At 36.5% G+C, this 15,845-nt stretch carries 15 protein-coding genes; all 15 read left to right on the forward strand.

Annotation, left to right across the window (positions count from 1 at the left end):
* The first annotated feature begins 209 nt into the window (after nt 1-209).
* The 15 genes from CWB65_RS18610 to galU all read left to right on the forward strand — a co-directional run bounded on the left by CWB65_RS18610 (nt 210) and on the right by galU (nt 15,715).
* The gene (locus tag CWB65_RS18610; RefSeq protein WP_138741199.1) at nt 210-578 is read left to right on the forward strand and encodes a GxxExxY protein; all 369 of its coding nucleotides are present in this window, start codon (nt 210-212) and stop codon (nt 576-578) included.
* 243 nt (nt 579-821) lie between these two features.
* Nucleotides 822-1,934 carry a polysaccharide export protein gene (locus tag CWB65_RS18615; RefSeq protein WP_138741200.1) on the forward strand — a complete coding sequence of 371 codons (1,113 nt, stop codon included), beginning with the start codon at nt 822-824 and terminating at the stop codon, nt 1,932-1,934.
* Between the two features lie 11 nt (nt 1,935-1,945).
* Nucleotides 1,946-2,380 (forward strand): low molecular weight protein-tyrosine-phosphatase, encoded by a 435-nt coding sequence (locus tag CWB65_RS18620; RefSeq protein ID WP_138741201.1) that lies wholly within the window; start codon nt 1,946-1,948, stop codon nt 2,378-2,380.
* Between the two features lie 15 nt (nt 2,381-2,395).
* Nucleotides 2,396-4,618: a polysaccharide biosynthesis tyrosine autokinase gene (locus CWB65_RS18625; RefSeq protein ID WP_138741202.1), complete on the forward strand. Its 2,223-nt coding sequence runs from the start codon at nt 2,396-2,398 to the stop codon at nt 4,616-4,618.
* A 39-nt stretch (nt 4,619-4,657) separates the two neighbouring features.
* Nucleotides 4,658-5,641 (forward strand): sugar transferase, encoded by a 984-nt coding sequence (locus tag CWB65_RS18630; protein ID WP_502704849.1) that lies wholly within the window; start codon nt 4,658-4,660, stop codon nt 5,639-5,641.
* On the forward strand, nt 5,642-6,394 hold the full coding sequence (locus CWB65_RS18635; RefSeq protein ID WP_138741204.1) for a glycosyltransferase family 2 protein: 753 nt from the start codon (nt 5,642-5,644) through the stop codon (nt 6,392-6,394).
* Between the two features lie 6 nt (nt 6,395-6,400).
* The gene (locus tag CWB65_RS18640; protein ID WP_138741205.1) at nt 6,401-7,714 is read left to right on the forward strand and encodes a flippase; all 1,314 of its coding nucleotides are present in this window, start codon (nt 6,401-6,403) and stop codon (nt 7,712-7,714) included.
* A complete protein-coding gene (locus CWB65_RS18645) occupies nt 7,715-8,770 on the forward strand; it encodes a nitroreductase family protein (RefSeq protein WP_138741206.1) in 1,056 nt (351 codons plus the stop codon).
* 4 nt (nt 8,771-8,774) lie between these two features.
* The gene (locus CWB65_RS18650) at nt 8,775-9,902 is read left to right on the forward strand and encodes a polysaccharide pyruvyl transferase family protein (protein WP_138741207.1); all 1,128 of its coding nucleotides are present in this window, start codon (nt 8,775-8,777) and stop codon (nt 9,900-9,902) included.
* A gap of 11 nt (nt 9,903-9,913) precedes the next feature.
* Nucleotides 9,914-10,759, forward strand: a complete 846-nt coding sequence (locus CWB65_RS18655) for a glycosyltransferase family 2 protein (protein ID WP_138741208.1) — start codon at nt 9,914-9,916, stop codon at nt 10,757-10,759.
* A complete protein-coding gene (locus CWB65_RS18660; RefSeq protein ID WP_138741209.1) occupies nt 10,756-11,736 on the forward strand; it encodes an EpsG family protein in 981 nt (326 codons plus the stop codon). Before CWB65_RS18655 ends, CWB65_RS18660 begins: the two co-directional genes overlap by 4 nt.
* A gap of 3 nt (nt 11,737-11,739) precedes the next feature.
* A complete protein-coding gene (locus CWB65_RS18665; RefSeq protein ID WP_138741210.1) occupies nt 11,740-12,924 on the forward strand; it encodes a glycosyltransferase in 1,185 nt (394 codons plus the stop codon).
* A complete protein-coding gene (locus tag CWB65_RS18670) occupies nt 12,914-13,432 on the forward strand; it encodes an acyltransferase (RefSeq protein ID WP_138741211.1) in 519 nt (172 codons plus the stop codon). The genes CWB65_RS18665 and CWB65_RS18670 overlap by 11 nt, the downstream gene beginning before the upstream one ends.
* Before the next feature lie 66 nt (nt 13,433-13,498).
* Nucleotides 13,499-14,665: a nucleotide sugar dehydrogenase gene (locus CWB65_RS18675; RefSeq protein WP_138741212.1), complete on the forward strand. Its 1,167-nt coding sequence runs from the start codon at nt 13,499-13,501 to the stop codon at nt 14,663-14,665.
* A 129-nt stretch (nt 14,666-14,794) separates the two neighbouring features.
* Nucleotides 14,795-15,715, forward strand: coding sequence for a UTP--glucose-1-phosphate uridylyltransferase GalU (gene galU, locus CWB65_RS18680; RefSeq protein ID WP_138741213.1), 921 nt, complete (start codon nt 14,795-14,797; stop codon nt 15,713-15,715).
* The last annotated feature ends 130 nt before the right edge of the window (nt 15,716-15,845 follow it).

The raw sequence follows: 15,845 nt of genomic DNA on the forward strand, positions 1-15,845 counted from the left end.
TAGCGCGCAGCGCCTCGGTGTTCTCGGTGGTAATTAAATCTTTAAAATTATCTATACATAGGCGTAAAGCTTGCTTACGCAAAAGGTTGCTAATGTGACCATGTATAAATTAAACGTACTAGCAATCAAGCGCCTAAGTGGCGTACAAAATATGTGTAACTAAAATAATTAGTCTATATTCCAAGATGACAAATTTGCAAAGGATCGCCATGGAAGACTTACTAACTCAAAAAGTAATTGGTTGCGCTATTGAAGTACATAAAAACCTTGGGCCAGGCTTATTAGAATCAACCTACGAAAGCTGCCTAATATATGAACTACAGCAAACAGGTTTATCAATAAAAAGCCAAATAAAATTACCAATCAACTACAAAAACACAACTATTGATGCAGGGTATAGGCTCGATATATTAATTCCAAAGCAATTAATTATAGAAATAAAAACAGTTGAAAAACTATTGCCAATTCATACAGCACAACTAATAACTTACTTAAAGTTAAGCGGCATAAAAACAGGATTACTCATAAACTTTAACCAAGTAAAACTCATTGAAGGTATAAAGCGAATAAGCGTTTAATATAAAAGTGCAAAATAAAAATAACACACTAAAATATCACAAAATAAACCAGCCCTGTTTGCTACCTTTATTTTATAAAACATTGAGTAAGCTTAAATACTTATTTAAAAGAAAGCAGCAATTCAAAAGCGCGTTTCGGCTTGCGCGAATAGCCCTCTCATGCTTTAATTACCGCACAATAATACAAGTACTCACCAAGGTCGGTGAGGAACAAAATATTTAAAATAATTTTGGGATTCTACAATGGCGTTAAGCTGTAAATCACTCATCACCTCACTCGCAATACTATCAGTTACCGGTTGTACCATAATACCAGGCAGCCATTTTGAAGGCATAGAAACTGGCGAGCAAACACAAAACCTTGAGCAAGATCTCGAAAAAGTAAATATTCAAATTATCGACTCGTCGCTAATTAAACAACAAAAACAAGCACGTGCATCTGCCAAGCCAATATCGAACACCGCGGGCGTAAACGTAAGTAATTACGAGTACAAAATTGGTGTAGGCGATACATTAACAATTGGCGTGTGGGATCATCCCGAGCTAACAATACCTGCAGCAGTGCAACGCACCGCAGAGTTTGATGGCTTTCGCGTACAAAAAGACGGTACCATTACCTATGCTTATGCACCAAATATTCCTGCCGCAGGTCGCACTATTGGTGAAGTACGCGAAGACCTAGTTAAACGCCTAAGCCGCGTAATAGAAGACCCACAAGTAGACATAAAAGTAGTAGGATTTAGAAGCCAAAAAGCCTACGTAACCGGTGAGGTAAACAAACCAGGCGTATACCCAGTTACCGAAATACCACTCACCCTAATTGACGCGCTAAACCAAGCGGGTGGCTTAACAGAAGCAGCCGATTGGCGCACAGTAACGTTTACCCGTGGTAACAAAACAGAAACCATACAACTAGACAGCTTTTATTTACATGGTGATATTTCGCAAAACCGTTTACTTCAACACGGCGACATAATTCATGTAACGCGTAACGATGCACAAAAAGTATTTGTTCTGGGCGACGTAAAGCGTGCAGGGTCTATTGTATTAAACCGATACGGCTTAAACTTAGCCGAAGCACTTAGCGACACCGGCGGCCTAAACGAAACCACAGCCGACGCCAACGGCGTGTTTGTACTGCGTAAAAGCAACGAAGAGCAAACAGGCGTTATTGCAAACGTATACCAGCTGCACGCTAAAAATATTACTGCAATGGTGTTAGCCGAGCAGTTTGAACTGCAACCGCACGACATTGTATACGTAACATCGGCACCATTGGCCCGTTGGAACCGCGTAATAAGCTTATTACTACCGTCGGTTTCTACTGTTGATAACCTAAACGACATTAATAACTAAGGCGCATAACAATGTTCGATTCTGTATTAGTTGTATGTGCCGGTAATATCTGCCGAAGCCCAACTGGTGAGTATGTATTAAAGCAAAAGCTTGAAGGTAAAAATATTAAAGTGTCGTCGGCAGGGCTAACTGCGCTTGAAGGCAAACCTGCCGCTGCAAAAGCAAAACAAATAGCCCAAGCACATGGTGTAAACATGGACGAACACCAAGGCAGGCAGTTATCGTCTGCGCTTATTGCGCAAAATAGCGTAATACTGGTTATGGAAGAACGCCATTTAAACGACGTACACGCTCGTTACCCCGAGGCACGTGGTAAAACATTTTTGTTAGGTAAGTGGATTAACAACGCTGAAATACCCGACCCATACCGCCAAAGCACCGAAGCATTTGAACACGTTTACACATTAATCGATAGCGCATGCAGCGCTTGGCAAAAGTATTTATAAGGAATGGCTAATTTAATGAATACCCAGCCTGAAAGTAAAAATAAAAACACTGCACAACCCACGCAAGAAATCGATTTAATGGCACTAGTAGGTGCATTACTCGACCGCAAATACTTTATAGCAGGCATAACAGCAGTATTTATGTTTGTAGGTGTGGTTTATGCGGTATTAAGCACGCCTATTTACCAGGCCACCGCTATGATACAAGTTGAAGACGGCAGCTCATCCGTGCCCGGGTTTGACGACATGGCAGGCATGTTCGAAAGTACATCGGCCGCAGTAACAGAAATAGAGCTACTTAAATCGCGCAGTGTCATTGGCGAAGCGGTAGATTCACTGAAGCTAGACATTATAGCCGAGCCAAAACTATTCCCATTTATTGGTAATCGCGCGTACCGTAAATTTACCCCAATGGAAGAGGGCGACCTAGCCGAGCCAAGTTTTGGTGCAAGCAGCTATGCATGGGGCGGCGAAAGTATAAATATATTTAGGTTTGACGTACCACGTAATGCTGTAAACCAAGAGTTTGTGCTTGTTGCACAAGCCGGTAACGGTGTTGCTCTGCTAAATGGTGATGGAGACCAAATACTGGTGGGCAAAGTAGGTGAAGAACTTACAAATGGTAAATTTAACTTAACAGTACGCGAGCTTAATGCACGCCCAGGTACTGAGTTTTTAATTATCCGAAAAGATCGCCTAAATACAATACTTGACTTACAAGCAGCAATTGGTGCCAGTGAAAAAGGTAAAGACTCAGGCATTATTAATTTAAGCCTACAAAGCACTAAACCAAGTTACGCCGAAAAAGTACTTGATAAAGTAGCCGCTATTTATGTTCGCCGTAATGTAGAGCGCAATAGCGCAGAGGCACAAAAATCGCTTGAATTTTTAGAAGTGCAATTACCTGAAATTAAAAAACAACTTGAATATGCAGAGCAACGTTTTAACGACTACCAAATAAAGCGCCAGTCTATAAACATAACGCTTGAGACCCAAGGCGTACTAGAGCAAGTAGTAAAGCTTGAAACAAAACTACAAGAGCTAAACCTAAAACGCCTAGAGCTTGGCCGTAAATTTAAAAAAGACCACCCAGCATACCAAGGTATTGTTGAGCAAATTCAAGCAGTAGAAAGCCAAAAAAATGAACTAATTGGCGAGGTAGGTAACCTACCCGAAACCCAACAAGAGCTACTACGTTTAAAGCGCGATGTTGAAGTAAGCAACCAAATTTATACGTTGCTACTGAGCAAAACCCAAGAGCTAGACATAGTTCGTGCTGGCACAGTAGGTAATGTACGTGTTATAGACTACGCCGAGGTAAACACCAGTAAGCCAGTAAAACCTAAAAAAGCATTAATAGTAGTAATGGCAACTATGCTAGGTGGCATGCTTGCAGTGGCTATTGTGCTTATACAAAAGGCTATGCATAAAGGGGTTGAAGACCCAGCTGAAATTGAAGCCCTAGGCATACCTGTATACGCAAGCGTACCCCACTCAGACTACCAAGATAAACTAACAGGGTTTACGGGGCGCAAAAATAAAACAGGTAAAGCTAAAAGCTTGCTCGCGCTTGATAACCCAGCCGACCTTTCAATTGAGGCGCTACGTAGCTTACGCACAAGCTTACATTTTGCGATGATGGAAGCTAAAAACAACATTATTGCTATATCGGGCCCAAGCCCGGGTGTAGGTAAATCGTTTATATCGGTTAACTTGGCGGCAGTACTAGCACAGAGTGGTAAAAAGGTACTAATTATTGACGCCGATATGCGTAAAGGCTACTTACAAACTCAATTTGGCTTAAAGTGGGACAATGGCCTAAGTGATTACCTTTCAGGCCGTTTAAACCTGGAGCAAGTTACTAAACCGACCAAGGTAGAAGGCTTAAATGTAATTACCCGCGGGCAAATACCACCAAACCCTTCTGAGCTATTAATGCATAGCAACTTTAACAAACTAGTTGAAGAGGTAAGCAACGCTTACGACATAGTAATTATAGATACCCCACCAATACTGGCAGTAACCGACCCGGCTATAGTAAGTGCACATACCGGCACTACATTATTAGTAGCCCGCTTTGGCCAAAATCACCTGCGTGAAATAGACCTAACCCGCAACCGTTTTGAACAAAATGGGATAGACGTAAAAGGCTTAGTATTTAATGGTGTAGTTAAAAAAGCCAGTAATGCGTATGGGTATTATGGCTATTACAATTACGAATACAAATCAGATAAATAGAAAGAGCAGTACATGAACCTGAAAGTAGGTACACCAGATATGAATGAAGAGCCTGTTAGTAATAATCAAGAACAGCTAAAATCGATATTCATAACTGAAAGCTTTAAATCAAAATCAGAAGCACTAAAGCAAAGTGTAATTTATGTATTTTGCCCAGAGGAGTGTGCCAGTAATATAGGTGAAATTATTGATGATTATACATTCGATATAGTAATTAACGACTACAGTATTACTGACTTTACTAAAAAAGTAGTATGCCACTATCAAAGTGCGCATTTGAGTAAACAACAACGCAAGTTTTTAGTTAATGCAACTGAGTGTGGTGCATGGGTTGAACCTTTAGTAAGTTATCTAGACGACCGGCTAAAATACACGGAAGTGCGTTTACTACATAGTAGCTACTTTTTGCATCAAAAAGCATTTTCTATTTTGTCAAATAAACGTACGCAAGTAGCAAAGCGCTGTGTAGATATAGTGAGTGCTATTTTACTACTTATAGTCACAATTCCTTTTTCAATATTTGCAGCTTTGTTAATTAAATTAGAGAGCCCAGGGCCCATACTATTTAAGCAAAAGCGTACTGGGCAATATAATAAACAGTTTGAAGTGTATAAATTTAGATCCATGCGAAATGATGCAGAAAAAAACGGAGCCCAATGGGCATCAAAAAACGATGCACGCGTTACAAAAGTAGGTAAATTTATTCGTAAAACACGTATAGATGAAATACCACAGCTTATAAATGTTATACAAGGGACTATGTCGATAGTTGGACCAAGGCCCGAGCGTGAAGTATTTATTAAAGATCTAGAAAAAGAAATACCCTACTATCGCTTTAGGCATGCAGTAAAACCAGGGGTGACAGGTTTAGCACAAGTGAGCTACCCGTATGGCGCATCGGTTGAGGATGCTATATGGAAGCACAAGTATGACATTCATTACATAAAGCATCACTCTGCTTTGCTAGACATTAAAATTTTATTAATGACAGTTCGAACAGTTATATTTGGTATGGGCCGTTAAATGAGGCAGGAACAACCATTAGTTTCTATAATAATGCCTGCTTACAATGCGGAGCGTCACATAGCCGAGTCTATAGAGTCTGTTATTAGCCAAACTTACAATAATTGGGAGCTGCTAATAACAGATGATCGCTCTAGCGATGCAACTCAACAAATAATTAATGAATACGCTATTAAAGATCAGAGAATAAAGTTATTTATAAATGAGCAAAATGGTGGTGCAGGGGTTGCACGTAATAACTCTATAAAACGCGCTAATGGCCGATTTATTGCGTTTTTAGACTCAGATGACTTATGGTTACCACAAAAACTAACTAAACAAATCAGTTTTATGCTGAGTAATAACTACGCATTTACTTTCACTGGATATCAAAAACTAGAAAGTGAAAACCTAAAGGGTACTGTTACGCCACCTCAATTCACAACTTATAATAAGCTACTATGCAGTAACGTAATTGGTTGCTTAACCGCTGTTTATGATAGCAAAGTATTAGGTAAGCATTACATGCCTTTAATTCGTAAAAGGCAGGATATGGGGCTTTGGCTAAATATATTAAAACAAACTCCTAAAGCTTACAGCATTCCAGATATTTTAGCTTTGTATAGAGTTGACTCTGGAATGACACAAAATAAATTTAAAATATTAAAATGGCAGTGGGATTTGTATCGAAAAGTTATTGGTTTAGGATTGTTTAAAACTTCAATTTATTTTTGTAGTTATGCAATACGCGGTTTTGTAAAACATAAAAAGTAAACTACTGTGAATTTAAAAAAAATTATCTCTAACACCTCTTGGTTAATTGGGGAAAAAATTATTGTCATGGTGGCAAACTTATTAGTTACCGTGGTTTTGGCTAGGGCTCTGGGGGCTGAACAATACGGGCTGTTAAATTACTTATTAGCTATAGTTGCTTTGATTGCACCAGTAACAGCACTCGGTTTAAATGCAATCGTAACTAGAGAGATTGTTAATAAGCCAACAGACACCAATAAAATTATTTCTACGAGTCTTTGTCTCAGATTCGGTTGCTCTCTAATAGTCCTTAGTTTGTTTATTGGGTTAATACTCTTCTCAAATATTATTCAAGCTAATGAAGAGAAGCTTGGATTAATTTTACTTTGCCTTGGAAATATCTTTACATGCTTTTATGTTTTGGATTTTTGGTTTCAGGCCCATGTGAAGGCAAAAATTGTAACGAAAATGAAATTTATTATTGTGGTTTCATTTTCAGTAATAAAAGTATTAATTGCTTTATTTAACCCTAAACTTGTATATATTGTTTTAGCATTTTCTCTAGAGGTCGCATTAATTGGTGGTGGGTTCTTATTTATTTATATTAAGGCTAAAAAAGTTGATACTTTTAGTTTTAAAGATATTGACTTAACGTATGGGCGAAAATTATTGGGCCAATCTTATTGGTTAATTTTGTCAGGTATCGCTTCCATTGTTTATTTAAAAATAGACCAACTTATGCTCAATCATATGATTGACTCAAATGCTGTAGGTACATATGCCGTTGCGTCAAGACTATCAGAAGTTTGGTATTTCTTTGCGAATGCATTGGTAATTACACTGTTCCCCGCATTGTTGAAAATTAGAGATAATTCAAAGTATTATCTCATAAAGCTTCAAAAAATATGTGACATCTTATTTGTAAGCGCATTACTGCTCGCAATTTTAGTAACTATTTTTGGTCCAATATTTATAGTTTTACTATTCGGTGAAGAGTACAGCGTTTCAGGTAGAATATTGCAGTGGCACATTTGGGCTGCGGTATTTGTGTTTATGAGAGCATTAGCTAGCAAATGGCTAATAGCTGAGAGTCTTCTAAAATACTCACTGATTACTCATGGGGTAGGTGCAATAATAAATATTATTGCCAATTATTATTTAATCCCCTTGTACGCAGGAGAGGGAGCAGCAATAGCAACGATTATTTCATACTTTGCAGCTTCATTTTTGGCTTTTTGGTTTAGTAAGTCAACACGGTTAATTGCAGTGGTTATGCTGAAGTCAATTTTATTGCCTTTTACATTTGGAAAAAGGTATTGGAAAATAGGTAAAAATAATTAAATGCGTTCATTAGTAAAAAAGATCCTCCCTTCAAATTTTGTTTACAAAATTTATACAGCTAAGACTAAATTAGACTTCTTATTAATTAAGTTTTTCTCAAAAAATAATTTCTTATCTTCACTTTATTATCTTATTTTTAGTCGAGAGTTTGATCGTGAGCACCGCGCTGTTTTATTGGGCCGAAAAGTTTATAAAGCTTCATTAGACGCCCAAGTCGGTTCCGCTGCTCTCCTTAGGCGTAATATCCACAGGCTTGAAAAAGGGCTGATAATGCAACCCCGGAGAGCGTACTTTGGTGAAGCGTATATACAAGAAACAGTAAGCTGCTACAACGACTGTAAAAAAAGTAAAGCAGCAGGGGAGGATGAGTTAAAGTGGGCTCATGATGTCCTCCAGCACTATTTTGAGTGTGTTACAGATACAAAGAAAATATCGTTAGCTAAAGCTGACTTTATTATAGATGCATTAGATACTACAAATAAGTGTATTCCATACACACAAAGTGAAAGGCCCAAACTTTCAATTGATTATGATGAGTTAAACACTCTATTTAAGAGAAGGCGGTCTGTTAGGTGGTTTGAACAAAAAGAAGTGCCTGAGGATTTAATTAAAAAAGCAGTAAATGCAGCAACATATGCGCCCTCAGCTTGCAATAGGCAGCCTTATAAATTTGTTGTTCTGCGTGATGAAAATAAAGCAACAGAGGTTGCTAAATATGCAATGGGTACAACGGGTTTTGCTGAAAATATCCCTTGCTTAATTGCTATTGTTGGGGATTTAAGTGCGTACCCAGCAGAAAGAGATCGTCATGTGATTTATATAGACTCTTCCTTAGCAGCAATGCAACTTATGCTCGCATTTGAAACTCTGGAATTAAGTACATGCCCGATAAACTGGCCTGACGTAGAGGAAAGAGAGCAACTTATAAGTAAAAAGTTAAATTTAGAATATCACGAGCGTGTAGTTATGTTAATGGCTGTCGGGTACCCTCAAGAAGAGGGGGGGATAGCTTACTCTCAAAAGAAAAAAAATGATTTATTAGTTAAGGATTTATAAAGTTATGATGGTTGAAATCAAAGGTATTGGTTTACCAAACCGTGGCGCTGAGCTTATGCTATTAGCTGTTATCGAGCAATTTGAAAAAAGAGGTGTAAATGCTGACTTTTTAGTTGAACCTCTTGGTGATTACAAAACGAGAGCTAAATATAATTTATTTCAAAAATCACGTTTTTTTGGTAAAGGCTATAATTTTGGTTGGCCTTTTTCATTGTTTCCCAAAATCATTAGAGAGAAATATGGGATTGTAAATAAAAATGAAATCGATTTAGTAATTGATGCCTCTGGATTTGCATATGGAGACAAGTGGGGTCCAAAGTTAATTAAAGATAGATTAGCAAATGAAATTGATTACTTTAAAAAAAATGGCGTAAAAGTCATATTATTGCCACAAGCGTTTGGACCATTCGAAGACAAAGCAGTTGCTGAAGCATCTAAAAGTATTTTCTCAAAGGCTGATATTCTTATGGCCCGTGACGATGTGTCTTATGAATATGTAAACAAGCTTGGTAAATTTGAAAAGCTAAGTCAATTTCCTGATTTTACGAATCTAGTCATGCCCATCGATATTGAAAAGTATGAACACCTTAAAAATAGGGCCTGTGTAATACCTAACTTTCAGATGATTAGACGAGGGAATAGTCTAGGTGAGCAATACGTTAGTACTTTAGCTAACACTATAAAGCACCTAGAAGATTTGGGGCAGAAACCTTATTTATTAATTCACGAAGGCGAAAGAGATTTAAGCTTAGCTAAGCAAGTAAACAATGTATTAGAACATAAGGTCGAGATTGTTGACCCTCAAGATGCTTTATCGATAAAAAGTATTATTAGTAAATCCTCTATACTTGTTGGCTCAAGGTTTCATGGAATTGTAAGTGCACTTTCTACAGGTGTCCCTGTTGTAGCCATGGGATGGAGCCACAAATATGAGATGCTATTAAAAGAATATGGAGTACCAGAATTGTTAGTGGAAGTAGATGCAAATACTGTTTCTTCACTTTGCTCAAAGCTTTTAAATGATGAAAGTTATAAAAATATAACTCTATCAACAATTAATACAGCCTCCGTTGAGCTAAAAAAGTTATCTACCCAAATGTGGGATAAGGTATTTAGCGAAATTCATAAATAAATGAGAAAATAATGATTCTGGTTTCTGTAATAATTCCCTTTTATTCGTCTACTTCGGGTTTATTGATTAAAGCTGTTGAAAGTGCTTTGAATCAAACTATAGAGAACTTGGAGGTAATCATTGTAGATGACTGCTCGCCAATTGTTGCCAAAGATGAGATTAAAGCTATTAATGATGACAGAGTCAGAATCATCACTCATTTAGAGAACAGTAATGGTGGTATAGCTCGAAATACTGGTATTGAACATGCTAGAGGTGACTATATAGCATTTCTAGATTATGACGATATTTGGTATAAAGACAAACTCGAAAAGCAGCATAAACTATTTAGTTCAAAAGCAATGCACCACAAAGATTTAGTTATTTATTCAAGGTGTAAAATAATTGATGGTAACCGGGTGTTAATTAGGCCAACAAGGTCTATTAAAGAAACAGAATCAGTTGGAGAGTACTTATTTTGCGCGAAACAAATAATTCAAACCAGCGGTATTTTTTTAAAAACAAACCTTGCGCGTAAGGTAATGTTTGATGACCTAAAACGCCACCAAGATTATCAATTTTGTTTATCGCTAGAAAGTGAAGGTGCAAATTTTTTAATGCTAGAAGATGTTAGTTATGAGTTTGTTCAAATACCAAAGTTAAATGACTACCACTTTTCATTAAAATGGTTAGAATTATATGCTAAATATTTAAATCAAAAGTCCATCAAGGGTTTTAAAACGCTTGTAATACTAAGAAGCATGGTTAGTCACCACCGATATTTAAAAAGTTTAATATACTCAATAAAAAACAACATTTTAATAAGCTTTTTTGATGTGGTTTTAAGGAAAGTCGTTAAAAAGTGTATTTTTAAATGATTGAACCGGAAAAAAGTATAGGTTATTTAAAGCCCCTTCTTCTAATGTTTAACACGATTATGTTAGCTATCATATTTAACATTATGAATTTTGAAAGGGTTAATAACCTTGATTATGAAAATTATAAGGTTAATTTTGAGCTGAATTGGAATCAATTTGAATCCGGCTTTGAATTTATTTCAAATATAGCTAAATACTTTGGTTTATCTTTCGATACATTTTGGATAGTTGTTCTAGGTTTAGAGCTTATTCTCCTTTGTTTATTATATCGCAGTTCTTTACTAATATTGATAGCTATGCCTAACATGCTGTTTCTTTCACAAGGCTTACTTGGTACACAAGTAAGGTTCGGCTTAGCTGTTACTTTTTTTTTGTTTTTATATTCACTAGTTTATAAAAGTAAATGGCGGTTTTTATATCTATTGATTCCAATTCTATTTCATAATGCGTTGGTTATTTTTTATTCTATATCGTTTTATGCCTCATACATAGTGGATTATAAAGAAAAGTTAATCCAAAAAAGTAATCTAATAAAAGTCATTGTTTACGTTATTTCAGTTTTAATTCTTTCAACTTTACTCGAATTCGGTTTGCGTGGCCTTGGATATGAATACTATGTTGGAACTAAATACCAACAAGGTAAGTCTATTCAAAGCACCCTATATTTATTGGTATCGCTACTCTTTGTTACATACTTTTTATTTATTCATAGGTTAGATACTAACGTTTCATATTTAAAGCAGTATGACCTAGCTAGTCAGTTTTTATATTTTTCTTTTTTTATACTTATATTTTCCATAATATTTATAGATTCATCGATTATTTCTGGAAGGTTGACACTAGTATATACACTACTTGAGCCATTTGTAGCTTATTGGCTTATGAAAACCTTCAAAAAACAAATAACTAAATGGAGTTTTTTATTGATTTATTTGATTTTTTGTTATTCAAAACTTATTACATTAGAGATAAGGTAGATTATGAAAATAGTTTCATTTGTAGGTGAAACTTTTAGTAGTTTCAATGATGCCTATTACACAAAACCAACATCAGCGGCATTTTTACAGGATGCAATAGGTAGAGATAATGTTTTTGTTTGTTCTCCATCGGTAAAAGTCGTTGATAAGCCAACGAACTTTAGTACCGAAGTTAGTGCAAGCAAATTTCATTCATTTCCAGCTTATAAGTCTACCAAAGATTTTGCTCTCAAAAGTTTGCTAAAAAAAGGTTATTTGAAATCTTACCAAAACGCAGCGGATGAGGTTATAAGTAACCATAAAGGTGCTTACTTCTGGATAAGAACCCCATCTATCGGCAGTATAGTTTTTGGTTTACAGGCATTAAAAGCAGGTGAAAAAGTATTGCATCATATGTGTGCAGATGCATCAAATACTTGGAGGGATAATAAATATTCTTTACCTGAAAAAGTTTTCGGTTTTTTATTATCGCGTTATATACGTTTTAAATTAAGCCAAATATGTAGTAATAAAAACACTATCAATTTATGTACTGGCGATTCCTTAGAAAAATTTAGTAAAAAGTACGCACCAAATAGTACATACCAGTTTGTAGATTTAATGGTAAAAAAGCCTTCAGAAAATTATATTAGTACTCCTGCCTCAAATACTTTAAAACTATTATTCATAGGTCGGGTTGTAGAAGATAAAGGTATTTACGACCTTATAAGTTCTGTTAGTAAATTAAAGAGTAAAGTTGAGTTAACTGTTATTGGTGATGGCCCAGATTTAGAATCGGCAAAGCAACTAAGTAGCAGGTTAAATGTTTCTAGTAATGTTTTTTTTAAAGGCCAACTTCCACATTCACAATTACCCCAGTATTTAGAAGCTACAGACTTGGTTGTTGTTCCTTCAAATAATTATTATGAGGGGTTTCCACGAGTAATTATGGAGGCTTGGGCTTATAAAAAACCTGTAATAGTTTCAGATGTAGGTGGAGTCAAAGCATTTGTTAAGCATGGTGTCAATGGCCTGATATTCAAACAAGGTGATAAGGCTGGACTATTGTATTCAATACAGTTATTGCTCGATGATAAAACGTTACTAGCATTACTAACAAAGGGAGCTGAGAGTATGAAGTCGTTATCTAATCAGCAATATTGGATAGAACAAGCCTTAAATATAATAGAGGATGATAATGAAGCATAAATTGTTACTTCTGTATGCTTGGCTTATTTGGTTAGTTACTTTTTTCTTACCAGATATACCTTTTATAATGAGATTTAGAGGCTTTCTTTATGGGATTGCGATGAAGCGATGTGGCGAAAACTTACAAGTTTCCTCTTCTGTTATTTTTAAAAATTTAGAAAACTGTTCTTTTGGCAGGGATGTGTATTTAGCTCCTAATGTTGTTATAAATGCTATTTCGGCGGTAACACTAGAAGATGAAGTTATGATTGGTTTCAACTCGGTTTTAGTATCTGGTAATCATAGTGTTTTCAATAATTCTTACAGGTTCGGAGCTTCTATTAAAACGCCTGTTTTTATTGGTAAAGGTACCTGGGTTGGTGCTAATTGCACTTTAACAGCTGGAGCAAGTCTTTTAGAATGTAATATTTTAGCGGCTAACTCCGTATTATCTAAACCAGTAGTGGGCAGCTCAAAAGTTTTTGGCGGAGTTCCTGCTAAATTAATAAAATCACTAGAGCCTGAATGATTTATTGTAAGTTTATATCTGTTAAGATGATTCAAAAAGTTACCGATAATATAACAAGGGAATAACATGAAAATTGCCGTGGTAGGTACGGGCTATGTAGGCCTTTCGAACGCTATGCTTTTATCGCAACATAATGAAGTGGTCGCACTTGATATTGATGAGCAAAAAATAGCACTACTCAATAATAAGCAATCGCCAATTGTTGATACTGAAATTAGTGAATTTTTAACACGCAGTGATTTAAATTTTACAGCCACTACCGACAAAGTAGCAGCTTACAAAAATGCTGATTACGTAATTATAGCCACGCCAACAGACTACGATGTTGAAAATAATTACTTTAATACCAGCTCAGTAGAAGCTGTAATTAAAGATGCTATGGCGCATAACCCAAATGCGGTTATGGTAATTAAATCGACCATTCCGGTTGGGTTTACTGCCGATATTAAAAAGCAGTTAAATGCAGGTAATTTAATATTTTCGCCCGAATTTTTACGTGAAGGCAAAGCCCTTTACGATAACTTACACCCCTCACGTATTGTTGTAGGTGAACAAAGCGAGCGCGCGACTACTTTTGCTAACTTACTTAAGCAAGGTGCAATTAAGCAAGATGTTGAAGTACTATTTACTGACTCAACTGAAGCTGAAGCCATTAAGTTATTTTCTAACACTTACTTAGCTATGCGCGTAGCGTACTTTAATGAGCTTGATAGCTACGCTGAAGCACATGGTTTAAACAGCAAGCAAATTATACAAGGTGTAGGCCTAGACCCACGTATTGGTAACCATTATAACAACCCATCGTTTGGTTATGGCGGCTACTGCTTACCAAAAGACACTAAGCAACTACGTGCTAATTACCAAAATGTGCCAAATAATATTATAGGTGCAATTGTAGATGCAAACACAACCCGAAAAGACTTTATTGCTAAGTCTATTTTAAAGCGCAACCCTAAAGTGGTGGGTGTGTATCGCTTAGTCATGAAATCGGGGTCTGATAATTTCAGGGCGTCTTCTATTCAAGGCATTATGAAGCGCATTAAAGCCAAAGGTGTTGAGGTTGTTGTATTTGAGCCTGTGCTTAAAGAAAGTGAATTTTATAATTCACGCGTGATAAAAGACTTAAATGAGTTTAAGCAAATATCTGACGTTGTGGTTTCAAACCGTATGGTTGAAGAGTTAAGCGATATTGCCGATAAAGTATATACGCGTGACCTGTTTGGTAGTGACTAATTAAATAGTAGCTGTTTGTATAGCAACCTAACCCCGATAAGTATATTCGGGGTTTTACTTCGTTCATCCCTCATCTACATTTAATCTGTTAGTTTAAAAATAATTAATTTAAAAAATAAAGGACTACCCATGAAAGCTGTAATTCCTGTTGCTGGCCTTGGCACGCGTATGCTACCTATGACCAAAGCAATCCCTAAAGAAATGCTCCCTATAGTTGATAAGCCACTTATTCAGTACATTGTTAACGAGTGTGTTGCTGCAGGCATTAAAGAGATTGTGTTAGTTACCCATAGCTCTAAAAATGCGATAGAAAACCACTTTGATACCAGCTATGAGCTTGAAGCAACGCTTGAAAATCGTGTTAAACGTAGACTACTTGAAGAAGTGCGCTCTATTTGCCCTAGTGATGTGACCATCATGCACGTTCGCCAAGGCGAAGCTAAAGGTTTAGGCCATGCTATATTGTGTGCAAAGCCTATTTTGGGTAATGACGACTTTGTTGTTGTACTACCCGATGTAATACTTGATGCATACACAGCAAACCAAAAAACAGAAAACCTGGCTGCTATGATTGCTCGTTTTAATGAAACGGCAGCAAGCCAAATAATGCTTGAGCCTGTTGCTATGGATGACGTAAGTAAATACGGTATTGCCGACATTAATGGTGTGCAACTAGTTGCTGGTGAAAGCGCTAAAATTAAAACTATGGTTGAAAAGCCAGATGTTGATGCTGCACCGTCAAACCTTGCTGTTGTTGGCCGTTATGTATTAAGTAAAAATATTTGGCCGCTACTTGCTAAAACACCAGTGGGTGCTGGTGGTGAAATACAGTTAACTGACTCTATTGATGCGTTAATGGCACAAGAAACGGTTGAGGCATTTCACATGAGTGGCCGCGCACACGACTGTGGCGATAAGCTTGGTTATTTAAAGGCAATTGTTGAATACGGTATGCGCGATGAAAAGCTGGGTAAAGAGTTTGCACAGCATTTAAATACATTGGTTAATGGTGAAAATGCACCAACACTTAACAATGTGGTTAATTTGTAATAAACAGTTTGGCTTATTTTAAAATTATGAAACCGTGTTTAGTTTAAACACGGTTTTTTTGTTTTTTAGGTAAGCTTTGTATTTGGCTGATAAAGTGAATAAGACATTGTTTTCACCACAGAGAAGACAA

Origin of the sequence: Pseudoalteromonas sp. S554 (assembly GCF_005930865.1) — a bacterium.
GTDB lineage: Bacteria > Pseudomonadota > Gammaproteobacteria > Enterobacterales > Alteromonadaceae > Pseudoalteromonas > Pseudoalteromonas marina.

Bases quoted from the DNA above. Each gene is read 5' to 3' on its own strand.
- CWB65_RS18655 (WP_138741208.1), top strand. From the start codon at position 9,914: ATGATTCTGGTTTCTGTAATAATTCCCTTTTATTCGTCTACTTCGGGT.
- CWB65_RS18620 (WP_138741201.1), top strand. From the start codon at position 1,946: ATGTTCGATTCTGTATTAGTTGTATGTGCCGGTAATATCTGCCGAAGC.
- CWB65_RS18665 (WP_138741210.1), top strand. From the start codon at position 11,740: ATGAAAATAGTTTCATTTGTAGGTGAAACTTTTAGTAGTTTCAATGAT.
- CWB65_RS18645 (WP_138741206.1), top strand. From the start codon at position 7,715: ATGCGTTCATTAGTAAAAAAGATCCTCCCTTCAAATTTTGTTTACAAA.
- CWB65_RS18670 (WP_138741211.1), top strand. From the start codon at position 12,914: ATGAAGCATAAATTGTTACTTCTGTATGCTTGGCTTATTTGGTTAGTT.
- CWB65_RS18610 (WP_138741199.1), top strand. From the start codon at position 210: ATGGAAGACTTACTAACTCAAAAAGTAATTGGTTGCGCTATTGAAGTA.
- CWB65_RS18615 (WP_138741200.1), top strand. From the start codon at position 822: ATGGCGTTAAGCTGTAAATCACTCATCACCTCACTCGCAATACTATCA.
- CWB65_RS18650 (WP_138741207.1), top strand. From the start codon at position 8,775: ATGATGGTTGAAATCAAAGGTATTGGTTTACCAAACCGTGGCGCTGAG.
- galU (WP_138741213.1), top strand. From the start codon at position 14,795: ATGAAAGCTGTAATTCCTGTTGCTGGCCTTGGCACGCGTATGCTACCT.
- CWB65_RS18625 (WP_138741202.1), top strand. From the start codon at position 2,396: ATGAATACCCAGCCTGAAAGTAAAAATAAAAACACTGCACAACCCACG.
- CWB65_RS18635 (WP_138741204.1), top strand. From the start codon at position 5,642: ATGAGGCAGGAACAACCATTAGTTTCTATAATAATGCCTGCTTACAAT.
- CWB65_RS18630 (WP_502704849.1), top strand. From the start codon at position 4,658: ATGAATGAAGAGCCTGTTAGTAATAATCAAGAACAGCTAAAATCGATA.
- CWB65_RS18675 (WP_138741212.1), top strand. From the start codon at position 13,499: ATGAAAATTGCCGTGGTAGGTACGGGCTATGTAGGCCTTTCGAACGCT.
- CWB65_RS18660 (WP_138741209.1), top strand. From the start codon at position 10,756: ATGATTGAACCGGAAAAAAGTATAGGTTATTTAAAGCCCCTTCTTCTA.